Origin of the sequence: Pseudoxanthomonas sp. PXM04, assembly GCF_014851695.1 — a bacterium.
GTDB classification, from domain to species: domain Bacteria; phylum Pseudomonadota; class Gammaproteobacteria; order Xanthomonadales; family Xanthomonadaceae; genus Pseudoxanthomonas_A; species Pseudoxanthomonas_A beigongshangi.
Map to the genome: position 1 here is coordinate 269,506 of NZ_JACVAG010000006.1, position 14,677 is coordinate 284,182.

Here is a 14,677-nt window from a genome sequence, read left to right on the forward strand (position 1 = left end):
ATTCTGATGCGGTGATGAGGGAGTACCCCGGAAACACCTCCCCCTTTGAAAAAGGGGGACTGAGGGGGATTTGCTCTGCTTTTTCCCAGGCGCAAGAAAGAGCACTAGCAGCCGAGCAAGCTCGGCTCTACGCGGTGGGTTTTTCGCGTGCGATTGCGCGCCAGCCGATGTCATTGCGATGGAACTCCCCATCCCAGCTGATGCGTTCGACACCGGCATAGGCATTGCGCTGCGCGTCGCCGACGCTGTCGCCGAGCGCGGCCACGCACAGCACGCGACCGCCGCTGGTCAGCACTTCGCCGTTGTTGCCGGGGCGGGTGCCGGCGTGGAAAACCTTGGCCGGGCCGAGATTCGCGTCCAGGCCGTGGATGGCGTCGCCGGTCTTCGGCGTTTCCGGATAGTTCGCCGCCGCCATCACCACGCCCAGCGATGGACGCGGATCCCAGTCCGCCTCGGTGGCGTCCAGGCGGCCGTCGATGGCCGCTTCCACCAGATCCACCAGATCCGAGCGCAGGCGCAGCATCACCGGCTGGGTTTCCGGATCGCCGAAGCGCACGTTGAACTCGATCACCTTCGGCACGCCATTGCCGTCGATCATCAGCCCGGCATACAGGAAGCCGGTGAATGGCACGCCGTCGGCGATCATGCCCTGCACGGTCGGATTGACCACTTCACGCATCACCCGATCGTGCACTTCCGGCGTCACCACCGGTGCCGGTGAATACGCGCCCATGCCGCCGGTGTTGGGGCCGGTGTCGCCGTCGCCGACCCGCTTGTGATCCTGCGAGGTCGCCATCGGCAGTGCGGTGCGGCCGTCGACCATGCTGATGAAGCTGGCTTCCTCGCCATCGAGGAATTCTTCCACCACCACCCGCGCGCCGGCCGCGCCGAACGCGTTGCCGGCCAGCATGTCCTGGATGGCGGACTCGGCCTCGGCCAGGGTCATCGCCACGATCACGCCCTTGCCCGCGGCCAGGCCGTCGGCTTTGATCACGATCGGCGCGCCCTTCTCGCGCACGTAGGCCAATGCCGGCGCGGTCTCGGTGAATACCGCGTAGTGCGCGGTGGGAATGCCGTGGCGGGCGAGGAAATCCTTGGCGAACGCCTTGCTGCCTTCCAGCTGCGCGGCGGCGGCGGTGGGTCCGAAGATGCGCAGGCCCTCGCTGCGGAAACGATCCACCACGCCTGCGACCAGCGGCGCTTCGGGGCCGACCACGGTCAGGGCCACGCCTTCCTGTTTCACCAGTTCGACCAGGCGATCGATTTCGGTCGCACCCACGGCGACGTTGCGGCACTTGTCCTCGCGCGCGGTGCCGGCGTTGCCGGGAGCGACCAGCACTTCGGCCACGCGCGGCGACTGCGCGATCTTCCAGGCCAGCGCGTGTTCGCGGCCGCCGGAACCGATGACGAGGATCTTCATGGCTGTCTACTCCGAAATGCGTGTGGACCCGCGGCGCGGATCAAGGAAAGGAAGGGGAATCGTGGCGCGCTCATGCCTCGGCCCCGAGCCGTGCGGCGGTCAGCCTGACGAAGGCCGGATCCAGCTCGCTGCCGACATAGCACCGGCCGCTGCGCAGCGCGGCCACGCCGGTGGTGCCGGAACCGTTGAAGGGATCGAAGATGCGATCGCCGGGATCGGTCGAAGCCTCGATGCAGCGCAGCAGCAGTTCCACCGGCTTCTGGGTGGGATGGCGGCCGTGGCTCTTCTCGCCCTTGGCCGGCGCGGGCAGGCGCCATACCGACTTCATCTGCTTGTCGCCGTTCTCCGCCTTCATCTTCCGGTAGTGGAAGCGATGCCTGCTCTTCTCCGTCTTCGCCGCCCAGATCAGGGTCTCGGTGGAATGGGTGAAGGTGCGGCAGGCCAGGTTGGGCGGCGGATTGGGTTTTTCCCAGGTGATGTCGTTGAGCAGCTTCATGCCCAGTTGCTGCATGGCGAAGCCGACCGAATGGATCACGTGGTGGGTGCCGGATACCCACAGGGTGCCGTCGGCTTTCAGCGCGGCCTGGCAGCGCTGCAGCCAGGCCAGGTTGAACTCGTGGTTGTAGGCCGGGCCCTGGCTGCGATCCCAGGCGCCCTTGTCGACCTTGACCATTTTCCCGCCATGGCAGGTGACGCCGCCGTTGGAGAGGAAATACGGCGGGTCGGCGAAGATCATGTCGAAGAAGCCATCCGGATGGCGTTCGATGATCCGGTCCAGAAGTTCCAGGCAGTTGGCGCGATACAGCAGCGCGCGACCGTCGGCATCGGCCCAGGCGAGCCGGTTGGGCGAGGTCGGGCTTGCGGCCAGCGTGCCCAGCCCCAGCGCGTCGGCCAGGGCGGGGGAGGTGGCGGCAGGCTGCGCGCGGGCCGGCACGATCAGTGCCGGAAGTGGCGCACGCCCGTGAACACCATGGCCAGGCCATGCTCGTCGGCGGCGGCGATGACCTCGCTGTCGCGCATCGAGCCGCCCGGCTGGATCACCGCCTTGATGCCGGCTTCGGCGGCGGCGTCGATGCCGTCGCGGAACGGGAAGAACGCATCCGAGGCCATCACCGAGCCTTCCACCTGCAGGTTCGCGTCGGCGGCCTTGATGCCGGCGATGCGCGCCGAGTACACCCGGCTCATCTGGCCCGCGCCGACGCCAATCGTGCGGTTGTCCTTGGCGTAGACGATCGCGTTGGACTTGACGTACTTGGCCACCCGCCAGGCAAACAGCAGGTCGCGCAGCTCGGCCTCGGTCGGCGAGCGCTGGCTGACCACCTTCAGCTCGTCCGCGCTCATGCCGCGGTTGTCGGAGGACTGCAGCAGCAGGCCGGAGCCGATGCGCTTGCTGTCGTAGTTGTTGAGGCCGGCGCCCAGCGGGATGCGCAGCACCCGCACGTTGGCCTTCTTCTTCGCGTAGTCCAGCGCGCCTTCCTCGTAGTCCGGCGCGATCAGCACTTCGACGAACTGGCGATCCAGGATGACCTTGGCGGTGGCCGCGTCGAGGGTGCGGTTGAAGGCGATGATGCCGCCGAACGCGCTGGTGGGATCGGTCGCATAGGCCAGTTCGTAGGCATCGCCGCAGGCCACGCCGACCGCCACGCCGCACGGATTGGCGTGCTTGACGATCACGCAGGCTGGTGCGTCGAACTGGCGCACGCATTCCCACGCCGAATCGGCGTCGGCCAGGTTGTTGAAGCTCAGTTCCTTGCCCTGCAACTGCTGGAAGGTCGCCAGCGTGCCCGGCACCGGGCCCAGGTCGCGGTAGAACGCACCGGATTGGTGCGGATTCTCGCCGTAGCGCAGATCCATCACCTTCACGAAGGTGGAATTCATCTGCGCCGGGAACTCGCTGCGCGCCGGCACCACCGCCGAAGCGTCGGTGACCGCGGACAGGTAGTTGCTGATCGCCGCGTCGTACTGGGCCACGCGGTTGAACGCGGCCACCGACAGGGCGAAGCGGGTCCGCGCCGACAGGCTGCCGTCGTGTTCGTCCAGTTCGCGCACCAGATCGGCGTATTGCGCCGGATCGGTGGCGACCGCGACATGGGCGAAATTCTTCGCCGCAGCGCGCAGCATCGCCGGGCCGCCGATGTCGATGTTCTCCACCGCCTCGTCCAGGGTGCAGTCGGCGCGCGCGGTGACTTTCTCGAACGGATACAGGTTCAGCACCAGCAGGTCGATCGCGCCGATGCCGTGCTGCGCCATCACCGCGTCGTCGGTGCCGCGACGGCCCAGCAGGCCGCCGTGGACCTTGGGATGCAGGGTCTTGACCCGTCCGTCCATGATTTCGGGAAAGCCGGTGACGTCGGAGACGTCGCGCACGGCCAGGCCGGCGTCACGCAGGGCCTTGGCGGTGCCGCCGGTGGACAGCAGTTCCACGTTGCGTGCGGCCAGGGCCTGCGCCAGTTCGATGAGGCCGGTTTTGTCGGAAACGGAAAGCAGTGCCCGGCGGACGGGCAGGCGTTGGTCGGTCATGGGGAGATGCGGCGGGAGGACCGCGGAATTATAGCCTCCCGGGCGGGTCGCTTCCCCCGTGGACGGGGCGGATCAGGCCGCGATCGGCGTGATCCGGCGTGATCGGGCGCGCTCAGGCCAGCCCGTAGTCCTTCAGCTTCTTGCGCAGGGTGGCGCGGTGGATGCCGAGCAGGGCCGCGGCCCGGCTCTGGTTGCCCTCGCAGTGGTTCAGGACTTCCACGAACAGGGGAATCTCCATTTCCCGCAGGACAATCTCGTACACGTCGTCGGCGTCGCAGCCGTCCAGATCACGCAGATAGCGGCGCACCGACTGGGCGACATGTTCGCGCAGCGGCGGACGGGGCGAACGGGGATTGTCTTGGCGGGTGGAAGCTGCGTTCACACGGGTTCCCGGAAGCGGAGGACGAAGCGCCCGCCTTGTGGTTGTGTTCTGCGGCGGGGGAGGGAGTCTAGCGCCAGTCGTGCGTCCGTGCACCCCGTTCGTCGCGGGAACGCGCGTTGGCGGCGCCGATCAGCGGAAGTCGAAGGAAAACGCGACCACGTTGGCACTTGGTTCGCGGACCCGCACGGCCACCTGGGCACTCTGCCCGGGACCGATGGTCGCCAGGGCCGCGCTGTCCCTGGGCAGGTACTCGGCCGGACGCAACGCGCGCGCCCCCAGGGTGCGCCCGTCGGCATCCTTCAGCGTCAGCACCAGTACCGGCCACGACTGCGCCCAACGCGCATCGTTGCGGAAGGTCGCCTGCGCCAGCAGCACGCCCGGCGCGCCGGGCACCGGACGCACGTCGCGATCGAGCATCGCGAACGCCTGCGGTTCGCGCCACGGCGGCAGCGAACAGCCCAGCGCGTTGCACAGCGACGCGAGCACCGGCCGCCAGCCGGCATCGGCGGAAAGGCGCGCGCGATCGGCCAGCAGCACCTGCAACACCAGCACCGCCGCCAGCACGATCAGCGTGGCCCATTGCCAACGCGGCACACCGGAAGGTACGCGTGCATGCGCCTGTCCATGCAGGAAGCTGGGCGCGCGCGGTGCCGGTCGCGCCGGAGCGTGGGCCGCCGACGCGGCGGCGGGTAGCTCGACCGCGTCCGGTTCGGTGATCGCATCGGCGGAAGATTCGGAGGAATCTGCGGATTCGGATTCGGATTCGGATTCGGCGATGGAGGATGCCGCCTCGACCTCGACCTCGACGGCGTCGTCTTCCGCCGGCCTGGCGACGGACGCGGGTGATTCGACCGTACCGGCTTCGTCGCGGCGCAGCAGGCGCGCGAGGCTGGGGCCGCCGTCGACCGCCGCGGCATCGGGCACGGATGCGGTCGCGCGTCCGTCATCCCGCGCGCCGGCGTCGCCCAGCGCGCCCCCGCAACGCGGGCAGTGCGCCGGGGCATGCTGCCCACGCGGGTCGGTGGCCACCAGATAGCGACAGTGCGGGCAGGCGATGAACATGCGGCCTATTCAAACATGCGGGCCGGGGCGCGCAAAGCCGGGCAGGCAGGGCCGGACCCGCGCGCACCGTCCAATCGGCGACGCCGTCCTGAGTGAAGCAGGCACCGCGGACGCGCATGTTCGACGCGCGCGCTTCCCCTTCTTCACCCCTGCCACAAGCGGCTGGGACTTCTGGCCGATGGCGCCACACCGGCGGGCTTCCTAGAGTGGTGATACCGGAGAGCCGCCCCGAGCTGAAGTTCGGCGGCAGCGCGTCGTTGCTGACGAGGAGCGGTGATGAAGTTTCGACTGGCCGGATGGTTACTGGCGGGATGCGGGTGGCTGGGGACGGCGCAGGCCGGAGAGTGTCCGGCGGCTATCGTCGGCAAGGGTGCGCAGGTGCCGGGCGCGGTGATCGTGTCGTTCCGGGACGCGCGGACGGACATCGATGCCTGCGGTATGGCCGATGTCGCAGGCCAGCGCACGATGTCCAGCGAAACGGTGTTCCAGGCCGCCTCGCTCAGCAAGCCGGTCACCGCGATGATCGCCCTGGCGCTGGTCGATGACGGAAAGCTGGATCTGGATCGCCCGTTGGCGGATTACCTGGATGGGCCTTATCGGCACGATCAGGCGCTGCTGGGCGACCAGCCGGTGTGGGATGTCGTCGAGGATCCGCGCCTGCGCAAGGTCACCGCGCGCCTGGTGCTGAGTCATCGCGGCGGGCTGCCGAACTGGGCGTTCGGCGAACCGCTGCGGTTCGCCGCCGAACCGGGCACGGAATGGAAATATTCGGGCGAGGGTTTCTCGTTGCTGGCGACGGTGCTGGAACACATCACCGGTGAATCGTTGCCGGCGCTGGCGGTCGAGCGGGTGTTCACGCCGCTGGGCATGCGCGACAGCAGCTTCGTCTGGCGCGACGACTATGCCGATCGCATCGCCACCGGCTACGACAAGCAGGGCAAGCCGCTGGAAGCGATGCGCTTCCGCCGCCCCATCGCGGCGGCCTCGCTGTACACCACACCGGCCGACTACGCGCGCTTTGTGCGGGCGCTCATGCTGGCGGTACCCGGCTCGGCGCAGGCGCGGCTGCGCGCGCGCACGGCCGAAGTGGATGCGGCCTACGCGCTGGGCTGGGGCCTGGGCGTGGGGCTGGAGGAACATACGCAAGGCGACTGCCTGTTCCATCACGGCATCAACAACGGCTTCCAGTCGTTCTTCATGGCCTGCCCGGCGCAACGGCGCGGGGTGCTCTGGTTCACCAACAGCGACAACGGCCTGTCGCTGGCGTCGGAGCTGCTGGAGACCTACCTCCCCGGTCCGCACCCGGTGCTGGGCTGGCCGACGCTGCGTCCATAGTCACCCCATGCGGGACGAATCCACGTGTTGCTTATGGCGCACGGTTGCGAAGCCCGGTCGCCGACCTTAGGCTCCAATGCGGGGACGAACCGGATCCGCTGGTTCGATCAGTGTCAGGGGAAGGAAGGGTGATGGGAAGGATCGCGCTGTTCGCGCTGCTGGTGTTGTTGGCGGGGTGCCGGGTCTCGTTCACGCCGTCGCAGGAAGAAAAGTTGCCCGCGCCCACGGCCGGAACCGCCGAGGAACGGGAAGCGGCGCGGAAGGCCGCCGAAGGCTATCTGGCCCTGATCGACAGCCAGCAGTATCAGAAGACCTGGGAAGAAGCGGGCCCGGCGTTGAAGGACATGACCAGCGAGTTCGTCTGGGTCAACACGCTGAAGCTGACGCGCAAGATGGTGCTTCCCGAGGGACGCAAGTTGCAGGGCTTCGGCTTCAGTACCCGCGTGGATACGCGGGTGCCCGAAGGCGAGTATGTCGTGGTGCAGTACATCAGGCGTGCGGACGGCGCGACCGGTACCGAGAAGGTAGTCATGCAGCGGCATGGGGGCCGCTGGATGATCATCGGCTACTTCGTCCACAAGCAGGTCAATTTCACCGCCGACGCGGGTTAGCACCGCACGGACCGGCCAGCACGCATCACTCGCGCTGCGAGAGACTCAGCCGGCGCGCGCTTTCAGGAACTGCTGCGCGGCCGCTTCCCAGTTCTGTCCGTCGAACGGAAACACTTTCAACGCCGACAGATCCACTTCGTCCACGCAGCGCAGGTTCACCACCCACATCGCCGGGGCGATACGGGGATGGCTGAAGGGGCTGACGCCGCAGTGCCGGCAGAAGTAATGGGCGGCGGTCTGGGTGCCGAACCGGTAGGTGCCCAGTTCGGATTCGCCGGACAGCAGGCGGAAATGCGCGTCGTCCGTGCCATGCCAGAGCGCGCCCTTGCGCCGGCAGATCGAGCAGTTGCATTCGATGGCGACGCCCACCTCGCCGTCGAACTCGAAGGTGATGCGTCCACAATGGCAACTGCCCCGATGCGTTTGCATGCCGCTCTCCCGCGCGTGATGCCGGAAATTTCCGGTGGATTCCCGTGGCCCGGTGACGGCGGCCGCCGCTGCCGGGAAAACGCAGCCTAGGGCGGGAAACCGCCGCGGGCAAGGCGCGGCGCGGCAGCGCGACGGAGAACTGCGGTTAGCGCCGGCGCTTGCGCGGACGCTTGCCGCCGTCGCCGATCAGATCCAGCAGGCCGGTGCGTTGACGTGGCGAGAGGCTGTCGAAACGTTCCAGCAGGCGGCGCTGCTGCTCGCTGAGATCCTTGCCGTAGCCGGCACCGTCCTCGCCGACGTGCGGGTTGGGCTTGTCGATGAAGGCCGGGCCGCGGCCGGTGGCGAGGAATTCGAAACCCATGCCGGTGCGGATGGCCAGGGCGATCATGTTCTCGACCGACGGACAGGTGCCGTCGACCATTTCCCACTGGGCGATCGCGCTGCGGGTCAGGCTCAGTTCGACCGCGAGTTGTTCCTGGGTCAGACCGGCGTGTTCACGGGCCTGTCGGACCCTCAGGTACAGCTTGTTGCTCACGATGTCGGCATGGGAGGACGAAGGGGAAACCGATATAGCCGGTCCTCCATGCAAGTGAGGTCAGTAACACTGGCTCTGGCGGATTGTTAGTGATTCTAACATGGTGAAAATTACGCCACTCACATTAGTTGGCGGCGAAAGATATTCGCCTCACGCTGAGCGGCGGATGCCATCGATGCGCATCCAGTCGTCCTCGCGTTCGGCGCGCAGCGATTCGAACCACGGCGAGTAGCGCTCCAGCAGATCCGCCTCCTGCCCGTGCAGGATGCCCGACAGCGCGATGCGTCCACCCGGCGCGACACGATCGGCCAGGGTTTCGGCCAGTGCGTCGAGTGCCGAGGCCAGGATGTTGGCGACCACGATCGGATAGCGCGCCACCGGCTCGTCTTCCGGCAGGAACACCGACAGGTGATCGCCCACTTCGTTGCGCCCGGCGTTGTCGGTAGTTGCGATCAGCGCCTGTGGATCGTTGTCCACGCCCACCGCCGCCGCCGCGCCCAGCTTCAGCGCGGCCAGCGCGAGGATGCCCGAGCCGCAACCGAAATCCAGCACGGTGCGTCCGGCCAGCTCGCCGTCGCCGGCCAGGCCGTCCAGCCAGCGCAGGCACAGCGCGGTGGTCGGATGGGTGCCGGAACCGAACGCCAGGCCCGGATCCAGCCGCACCACCGCGGCGTCGTCGGTACGCGCTTCCTCGGGCAGTTCGTGGTTCCAGGGCACGATGAAGGTGCGTGCGCCGAATTGCATCGGCTTGAACTGATCCAGCCAGGCGCGTTCCCAGTCCTCGTCCTCGACCGTGCGGAAGGCCGCGTCGGTCCAGTCCAGGCCGGGATCGAAGGCTTCCAGCGCGGCCAGCAGGATCAGCGCATCGGTATCGGCGGGGAACAGCGCGGTCAGCACCAGCGAATGCCACAGCGGGGTCTCGCCGACGCCCGGTTCCAGGATGGCCCGCTCGTTGCCGGTATCGGCGTCGGCGTCCAGCAGGGTCACCGACAGCGCGCCCACGTCCTCCAGGGCATTCTCGTAACGCGGCTGTTCAGATTCGCGGCAGCGCAAGGTGAGCTCGAGATAGGGCATGGAAGGCGTAAAAATGCGGTTCGGGCGCGTATTGTCGCACGCGGCCCGGCAAGGCCTGGCCGCGTTGAAACCCCCCGCGCGGCCACGGATAATCGCGAGATGCCTCGCATGCTCCCCTGGGTACTCGTATGCGCCTGCGTGCTCGGCACGGCGGGTGCATGGTGGTGGGCGCAGGGCGCGCGGAATGCCGCCGCGCCGATCGTGGCGCCGGTCGCCGACGCCAGCGACGAACCGGCACCGGCCGCCCGGCCGGCGCGCCGGATCGAGGAATCCTCGCCGACCGCGCTGGCCTTCGACAGCCGGCGCGAATTCGAAACCACGCCGGATCTGTTCGTGTATGCGCAGCAGCTGGCGCTGCAGGCGCGCGCCGGCGACGCCGATGCCTGGTGGATGCTGAGCCGGGTGCACGACTACTGCGCCGGCTTCGCCAGCAACCCGGCCGGCTATGCCCGCGATACCCGCGCCATCGCGGCGCTGGATGTCTCCAACGCTGCGACCATGGCCGACGCGCGCGAGCGGGTCAGCGCGCGCTGCGCGCGTTTCATGCCCGAGGACGGGCTGTCCTCGCGCAGTGTCCACGAAGCGCGGGTGCAGGCCGCCAAGGCCGGCAGCCTGGCCGCCGAGGCCGCGCTGCTGGCCGATGGCGAACCGATGTCGGAGGACGCCGGCTACCGCAGCGCGCTGGTCGCGCGGGTCACCGCCTCCGGCGACCCGCAGGCCTTCCTGGCGCTGTCGCGGGCGATGGGCCTGGCCGCCAGCGGCACGGAAGCCGAACTCGGTGGCGTGTCCGGTACCTGGCTGTCGGAAGTGGCCTGGCAGATCGCCGCCTGCCGACTGGGGCTGGATTGCCGTCCGCAAGGTAATCTGATGACCGCCTATTGCGCCCACGGCGGCATCTGTTCGCGGGACCCGTCGCAGGATTTCCCCGCATTCGTCGTGGACGCCGGCGTTCCGCGACAAGGTGTCGAGAACTTGAACGAGATGGTCGATAGTCTGCTGTCGGGCAGGAGAGCAATCCAATGAACCACCCATCGAACCGCAACCGGTTTTTGCCAAGGCCCCACATCTGGCTGTGGATGCTGGTGTTCGTCACCTACGCCGCCGCCGCCGCCACCGTGGTGATCAACGCCATGGACACGCCGTACCGCGATCTGCAGCGCACGCCCGCCGGCGTGCGGGCCTCGCAGGAAGATCGCGCGATCGGCGCGGCCCAGATGGTCGCGCTGTACCGCGCGCGCAGCGGCGCGCCGTTCTCGGCGCTGCCGGCCGGCACGACCCTGGAAGTCACCTGGCCGGACGGCTCCAGCGAAACCCTGCGCATCGTCGACCCGCTCTCGCCGACCGGCGTGATGCCGGTGAAGGGCACGCAGCACGAGAAGCGCTGAACCGATACCACGGCGACAGGTCATGCAAAAAGGGCGGCTCCCGCAAGGAAGCCGCCCTTTTTGCATGAACCCCGCGCTGTGGGAGCGACGTCAGTCGCGACCGTGCTATCACTCGATTCGCAGACTCACCGCACCAAACGAAACGGCCGGGGCGTTTCCGCTCCGGGTCGGGTTTCTTCGCGACTTACGTCGCTCCCACAAGACAGGGGAAGGATGACGTCAGGCCGGCGCGATCAACTCGCCGGCTGGCGTGGTTCCATGAAGGGCATGCAGCACGAAAAGCGCTTAACCCCGCGCTGTGGGAGCGACGTCAGTCGCGACCGTGATATCACTCGATTCGCAGACTCACCGCACCAAACGAAACGGCCCGGGGCGTTTCCGCTCCGGGTCGGGTTTCTTCGCGACTTACGTCGCTCCCACAAGACAGGGGAAGGGTGACGTTAGGCCGGCGCGATCAACTCGCCGGCTGACGTGGTGCCATGAAGGGCATGCAGCACGAAAAGCGCTTGACCCCGCGCTGTGGGAGCGACGTCAGTCGCGACCGTGATATCACTCGATTCGCAGACTCACCGCACCAAACGAAACGGCCCGAAGCGTTTCCGCTCCGGGCCGGGTCTCTTCGCGACTTACGTCGCTCCCACAAGACAGGGGAAGGGTGACGTTAGGCCGGCGCGATCAACTCGCCGGCTGGCGTGGTTCCATGAAGGGCATGCAGCACGAAAAGCGCTTGACCCCGCGCTGTGGGAGCGACGTCAGTCGCGACCGTGATATCACCTGGCTCGCAAACCCATCGCCCCAAACGAAACGGCCCGAAGCGTTTCCGCTTCGGGTCGGGTTTCTTCGCGACTTACGTCGCTCCCACAGGGAAGTGGGAAGAGGCTTCGATCACACCAGCGCGATCGACTTGTTCTTGCGTTCGGCCAGGCGCTTTTCCAGGTAGTGGATGTTCTGGCCGCCGGCCTGGAAGCCCTGATCGCGCATGATCCGCTGCTGCAGCGGGATGTTGGTCTTGATGCCGTCGACCACCATCTCGCTCAGCGCCACCCGCATGCGGGCGATGGCGGTTTCGCGATCCGGGCCATGCACGATCAGCTTGCCGATCATCGAATCGTAGTTCGGCGGCACGCGGTAACCCTCGTAGATGTGGGTGTCCACGCGCACGCCGGGGCCGCCCGGCGGATGGAAGTGCTGGATCAGGCCCGGGTTGGGCATGAAGGTTTCCGGATCCTCGGCGTTGATGCGGCACTCGATGGCGTGACCGCGCAGGACGATGTCCTCCTGCTTGATGGTCAGCTTGCGGCCGGCGGCGATGCGCAGCTGCTCGCAGACCAGATCGATGCCGGTGATGCGTTCGGTGACCGGATGCTCCACCTGGATGCGGGTGTTCATCTCGATGAAGTAGAAGCGGCCGTTCTCGTACAGGAACTCGAACGTGCCGGCGCCGCGGTAACCGATGCGCAGGCAGGCTTCCACGCAGACCTTGCCGATTTCGGCGCGCTGCGCCTCGGTGATGCCGGGCGCGGGCGCTTCCTCCACCACCTTCTGGTGGCGGCGCTGCATCGAGCAATCGCGCTCGCCCAGGTGGATGGCGTTGCCCTGGCCGTCGGCCAGCACCTGGATTTCCACGTGGCGCGGATTCTCCAGGAACTTCTCCATGTACACCTGATCGTTGCCGAACGCCGCCTTGGCCTCCGACTTGGTGGTGGCGATGGCGTTGCTCAGCGCGGCCTCGGCGTGCACCACGCGCATGCCGCGACCGCCGCCGCCGCCGGCCGCCTTGATGATCACCGGATAGCCGATCTCGCGGGCGATCTTGGTGTTGGCGACGATGTCGTCGCCCAGCGGACCGCCCGAGCCGGGCACGCACGGCACACCGGCGGCCTTCATCGCGCGGATCGCTTCCACCTTGTCGCCCATCAGGCGGATGGTGTCGGCCTTGGGACCGATGAAGACGAAGCCGGACTGCTCCACCCGCTCGGCGAAGTCGGCGTTCTCCGACAGGAAGCCGTAGCCGGGATGGATGGCCTGCGCGTCGGTGACCTCGGCCGCGGCGATGATCGCCGGGATGTTGAGGTAACTCTCCGACGACGGAGCCGGACCGATGCAGACCGACTCGTCGGCCATGGCCACGTGCTTGAGGTTGCGGTCGACCGTGGAATGCACGGCCACCGTGCGGATGCCCAGGGTGTGGCACGCGCGCAGGATGCGCAGCGCGATTTCACCCCGGTTGGCGATGACGACTTTATCGAGCATGGGATTGGGGATTCGGGATTGGGGATTCGTAGGGGGCGTGCGTCTCGCGGACACCACGCGGCGAGGATTCGAGCGAGCGGATCAGGGCATTGAGGCGTGCGAAGGTGCGATCAACCAGATCTTCGATAGCGTCCCGTACGGCCAGGTAGCCAAGGCGTCGCGCTATCTCGATCTGCGTGCTGATCTCGGCCAGCGAGCCCCGCGCCATCGAAAGGAAGCGCAGGTACTCGGCGGTCGAACGCCTTGCGGCGCCCTCGGCGATGTTCGAAGGCACGCTGACAGCGGCACGGCGCAACTGCATGGTCAGACCAAATCGCTCCGAATCGGGAAACGGCGCCGTGACCCGGTAGATCGATTCGACCAGCGTCATCGCATCGCGCCAGACCTCCAGGCGCTCATGCGGTCGCTGCTTGGCCGAATCCCGAATCACGAATCCCGAATCCCGTCGTGATCGGCGTCAGCCGATCACGAACAACGGCTGATCGAACTCCACCGGCTGGCCGTTCTCGGCCAGGATGGCCTGGATGGTGCCGGAAACGTCGGCTTCGATCGGGTTGAACATCTTCATCGCCTCGATGATCGCCAGCGTGTCGCCGGCCTTGACGGCCTGGCCGACGCTGACGAACGCCGGCTTGTCCGGCGAGGCCGAGGCGTAGAAGGTGCCGACCATCGGCGCGCGCATCACGTGGCCTTCGGGCAGGTTGCCGCCGGCCTTGGCGGCTCCGCCGGTCGAGGCCTCGGTGGGCGAGCTCATCGGCATCGGCGCGGCCGGGCGGGCCTCGACCGGGGCGTACACCGGGGCCGGCGCGGCGGCGACCAGGCCGCCCTTGGGCACGCGCGCCAGGCGCACGGATTCCTCGCCTTCCTTGATTTCGATTTCGGCGAGGTTCGACTCTTCCAGCAGGTCGATCAGTTTCTTGATTTTGCGGAGATCCATAGGGGCCTCTTGGTTGAGCGGGTTCCCAGGCGGGGAACGAAAAGGAAAAGGTTGGAAAGGGTCAGCCGGACAATCGCGCCAGCGCGGCATCCAGCGCGTAGCGGTAACTGTCGGCGCCGAACCCGCAGACCACGCCGACCGCCAGATCGCTGAAATAGCTGTGGTGGCGGAACGGCTCGCGGCGGTGCGGGTTGGACAGGTGGATTTCGATGAAGGGCAGGGCCACCGCCGCCAGCGCGTCGCGCAGGGCGACCGAGGTGTGGGTGAAGGCGGCCGGATTGATCAGGACGAAGGCGGTACCATCCGTGCGGGCCGCCTGGACCCGGTCCACCAGCAGGTGCTCGGCATTGGACTGGAAGCTGGACAGCTCATGGCCCGCCGCCTGCGCCTGCGCCAGCAGGGCGGCGTCGATGTCCGCCAGCGTGGCATGGCCGTACACCTCCGGCTCGCGGGTGCCGAGCAGGTTGAGGTTGGGACCATGCAGGACCAGCAGTTTAGCCATGGGCGCTCCGACGGGAGGGCGGCAGTCTGCGCGAAGCCGGCGATCCTGTCCAGATCGCCGAAGTTGTTGGCGTTTTAAACGGATGTTTGAATTTTCGGAGCCCCCCACGCGCGCAAGGCTTGGTGGATGGACGTTTCGCGCGGGCAGGCCCGCGACAAGGGGGCCGGAGGCCGGTGGGTCCGTGACGCCAAACAGGCTGCGGACTTCCCGGGAGTTTCAGGTGGTGGCGGAG

The 14,677-nt window shown here is 67.6% G+C and carries 16 protein-coding genes; 4 read left to right on the plus strand and 12 right to left on the minus strand.

All coding sequences use genetic code 11. From position 1 onward, the window contains the following. Positions 1–127: 127 nt before the first annotated feature. From purD to IB228_RS15890, 5 genes are all read right to left on the minus strand, one after another. Positions 128–1,420 carry a phosphoribosylamine--glycine ligase gene (gene purD / locus IB228_RS15870; protein ID WP_192199154.1) on the minus strand — a complete coding sequence of 431 codons (1,293 nt, stop codon included), beginning with the start codon at positions 1,418–1,420 and terminating at the stop codon, positions 128–130. A 70-nt stretch (positions 1,421–1,490) separates the two neighbouring features. Beyond that, positions 1,491–2,354, minus strand: a complete 864-nt coding sequence (locus IB228_RS15875; RefSeq protein ID WP_203323684.1) for a site-specific DNA-methyltransferase — start codon at positions 2,352–2,354, stop codon at positions 1,491–1,493. 2 nt (positions 2,355–2,356) lie between these two features. Next, positions 2,357–3,940 carry a bifunctional phosphoribosylaminoimidazolecarboxamide formyltransferase/IMP cyclohydrolase gene (gene purH, locus IB228_RS15880; protein ID WP_183640952.1) on the minus strand — a complete coding sequence of 528 codons (1,584 nt, stop codon included), beginning with the start codon at positions 3,938–3,940 and terminating at the stop codon, positions 2,357–2,359. Between the two features lie 112 nt (positions 3,941–4,052). Further along, a complete protein-coding gene (gene fis / locus IB228_RS15885; protein ID WP_141454214.1) occupies positions 4,053–4,322 on the minus strand; it encodes a DNA-binding transcriptional regulator Fis in 270 nt (89 codons plus the stop codon). A 129-nt stretch (positions 4,323–4,451) separates the two neighbouring features. Continuing rightward, positions 4,452–5,384 (minus strand): DUF3426 domain-containing protein, encoded by a 933-nt coding sequence (locus IB228_RS15890; protein WP_183640954.1) that lies wholly within the window; start codon positions 5,382–5,384, stop codon positions 4,452–4,454. Between the two features lie 276 nt (positions 5,385–5,660). Here IB228_RS15890 and IB228_RS15895 point away from each other — a divergent pair, with 276 nt between their 5' ends. Beyond that, positions 5,661–6,719 (plus strand): serine hydrolase domain-containing protein, encoded by a 1,059-nt coding sequence (locus tag IB228_RS15895; protein WP_183640956.1) that lies wholly within the window; start codon positions 5,661–5,663, stop codon positions 6,717–6,719. 131 nt (positions 6,720–6,850) lie between these two features. Further along, positions 6,851–7,330 carry a DUF4019 domain-containing protein gene (locus IB228_RS15900; RefSeq protein WP_183640958.1) on the plus strand — a complete coding sequence of 160 codons (480 nt, stop codon included), beginning with the start codon at positions 6,851–6,853 and terminating at the stop codon, positions 7,328–7,330. 45 nt (positions 7,331–7,375) lie between these two features. On the opposite strand, the gene IB228_RS15905 is transcribed toward IB228_RS15900, so the two are convergent. From IB228_RS15905 to prmA, 3 genes are all read right to left on the minus strand, one after another. Continuing rightward, complete coding sequence (locus IB228_RS15905; RefSeq protein ID WP_183640960.1) at positions 7,376–7,759, minus strand: GFA family protein; 384 nt, start codon at positions 7,757–7,759, stop codon at positions 7,376–7,378. Positions 7,760–7,904: 145 nt separating this feature from the next. Beyond that, positions 7,905–8,297, minus strand: a complete 393-nt coding sequence (locus tag IB228_RS15910) for a helix-turn-helix transcriptional regulator (RefSeq protein WP_181444175.1) — start codon at positions 8,295–8,297, stop codon at positions 7,905–7,907. 147 nt (positions 8,298–8,444) lie between these two features. After that, positions 8,445–9,368 carry a 50S ribosomal protein L11 methyltransferase gene (prmA, locus tag IB228_RS15915; protein ID WP_183640963.1) on the minus strand — a complete coding sequence of 308 codons (924 nt, stop codon included), beginning with the start codon at positions 9,366–9,368 and terminating at the stop codon, positions 8,445–8,447. Between the two features lie 99 nt (positions 9,369–9,467). Here prmA and IB228_RS15920 point away from each other — a divergent pair, with 99 nt between their 5' ends. Then, positions 9,468–10,391 (plus strand): hypothetical protein, encoded by a 924-nt coding sequence (locus tag IB228_RS15920; RefSeq protein WP_183640965.1) that lies wholly within the window; start codon positions 9,468–9,470, stop codon positions 10,389–10,391. Next, positions 10,388–10,753, plus strand: coding sequence for a hypothetical protein (locus IB228_RS15925; RefSeq protein WP_183640967.1), 366 nt, complete (start codon positions 10,388–10,390; stop codon positions 10,751–10,753). The genes IB228_RS15920 and IB228_RS15925 overlap by 4 nt, the downstream gene beginning before the upstream one ends. An 885-nt stretch (positions 10,754–11,638) precedes the next feature. Here IB228_RS15925 and accC read toward each other — a convergent pair. The 4 genes from accC to aroQ form a co-directional block, all read right to left on the minus strand. Next, on the minus strand, positions 11,639–13,006 hold the full coding sequence (gene accC / locus IB228_RS15930) for an acetyl-CoA carboxylase biotin carboxylase subunit (RefSeq protein WP_141454205.1): 1,368 nt from the start codon (positions 13,004–13,006) through the stop codon (positions 11,639–11,641). Then, positions 12,996–13,436 (minus strand): four helix bundle protein, encoded by a 441-nt coding sequence (locus IB228_RS15935; RefSeq protein WP_192199155.1) that lies wholly within the window; start codon positions 13,434–13,436, stop codon positions 12,996–12,998. Before IB228_RS15935 ends, accC begins: the two co-directional genes overlap by 11 nt. A gap of 27 nt (positions 13,437–13,463) precedes the next feature. Then, positions 13,464–13,943, minus strand: a complete 480-nt coding sequence (gene accB / locus IB228_RS15940; RefSeq protein WP_183640973.1) for an acetyl-CoA carboxylase biotin carboxyl carrier protein — start codon at positions 13,941–13,943, stop codon at positions 13,464–13,466. 61 nt (positions 13,944–14,004) lie between these two features. Then, positions 14,005–14,445: a type II 3-dehydroquinate dehydratase gene (gene aroQ / locus IB228_RS15945; RefSeq protein WP_192199156.1), complete on the minus strand. Its 441-nt coding sequence runs from the start codon at positions 14,443–14,445 to the stop codon at positions 14,005–14,007. Between the last annotated feature and the right edge of the window lie 232 nt (positions 14,446–14,677).

Excerpts from the sequence above, each read along its gene's own strand:
- purD (WP_192199154.1), bottom strand. The coding sequence starts at position 1,420 with ATGAAGATCCTCGTCATCGGTTCCGGCGGCCGCGAACACGCGCTGGCC.
- purH (WP_183640952.1), bottom strand. The coding sequence starts at position 3,940 with ATGACCGACCAACGCCTGCCCGTCCGCCGGGCACTGCTTTCCGTTTCC.
- IB228_RS15890 (WP_183640954.1), bottom strand. The coding sequence starts at position 5,384 with ATGTTCATCGCCTGCCCGCACTGTCGCTATCTGGTGGCCACCGACCCG.
- IB228_RS15895 (WP_183640956.1), top strand. The coding sequence starts at position 5,661 with ATGAAGTTTCGACTGGCCGGATGGTTACTGGCGGGATGCGGGTGGCTG.
- IB228_RS15900 (WP_183640958.1), top strand. The coding sequence starts at position 6,851 with ATGGGAAGGATCGCGCTGTTCGCGCTGCTGGTGTTGTTGGCGGGGTGC.
- IB228_RS15905 (WP_183640960.1), bottom strand. The coding sequence starts at position 7,759 with ATGCAAACGCATCGGGGCAGTTGCCATTGTGGACGCATCACCTTCGAG.
- prmA (WP_183640963.1), bottom strand. The coding sequence starts at position 9,368 with ATGCCCTATCTCGAGCTCACCTTGCGCTGCCGCGAATCTGAACAGCCG.
- IB228_RS15920 (WP_183640965.1), top strand. The coding sequence starts at position 9,468 with ATGCCTCGCATGCTCCCCTGGGTACTCGTATGCGCCTGCGTGCTCGGC.
- IB228_RS15925 (WP_183640967.1), top strand. The coding sequence starts at position 10,388 with ATGAACCACCCATCGAACCGCAACCGGTTTTTGCCAAGGCCCCACATC.
- accC (WP_141454205.1), bottom strand. The coding sequence starts at position 13,006 with ATGCTCGATAAAGTCGTCATCGCCAACCGGGGTGAAATCGCGCTGCGC.
- accB (WP_183640973.1), bottom strand. The coding sequence starts at position 13,943 with ATGGATCTCCGCAAAATCAAGAAACTGATCGACCTGCTGGAAGAGTCG.
- aroQ (WP_192199156.1), bottom strand. The coding sequence starts at position 14,445 with ATGGCTAAACTGCTGGTCCTGCATGGTCCCAACCTCAACCTGCTCGGC.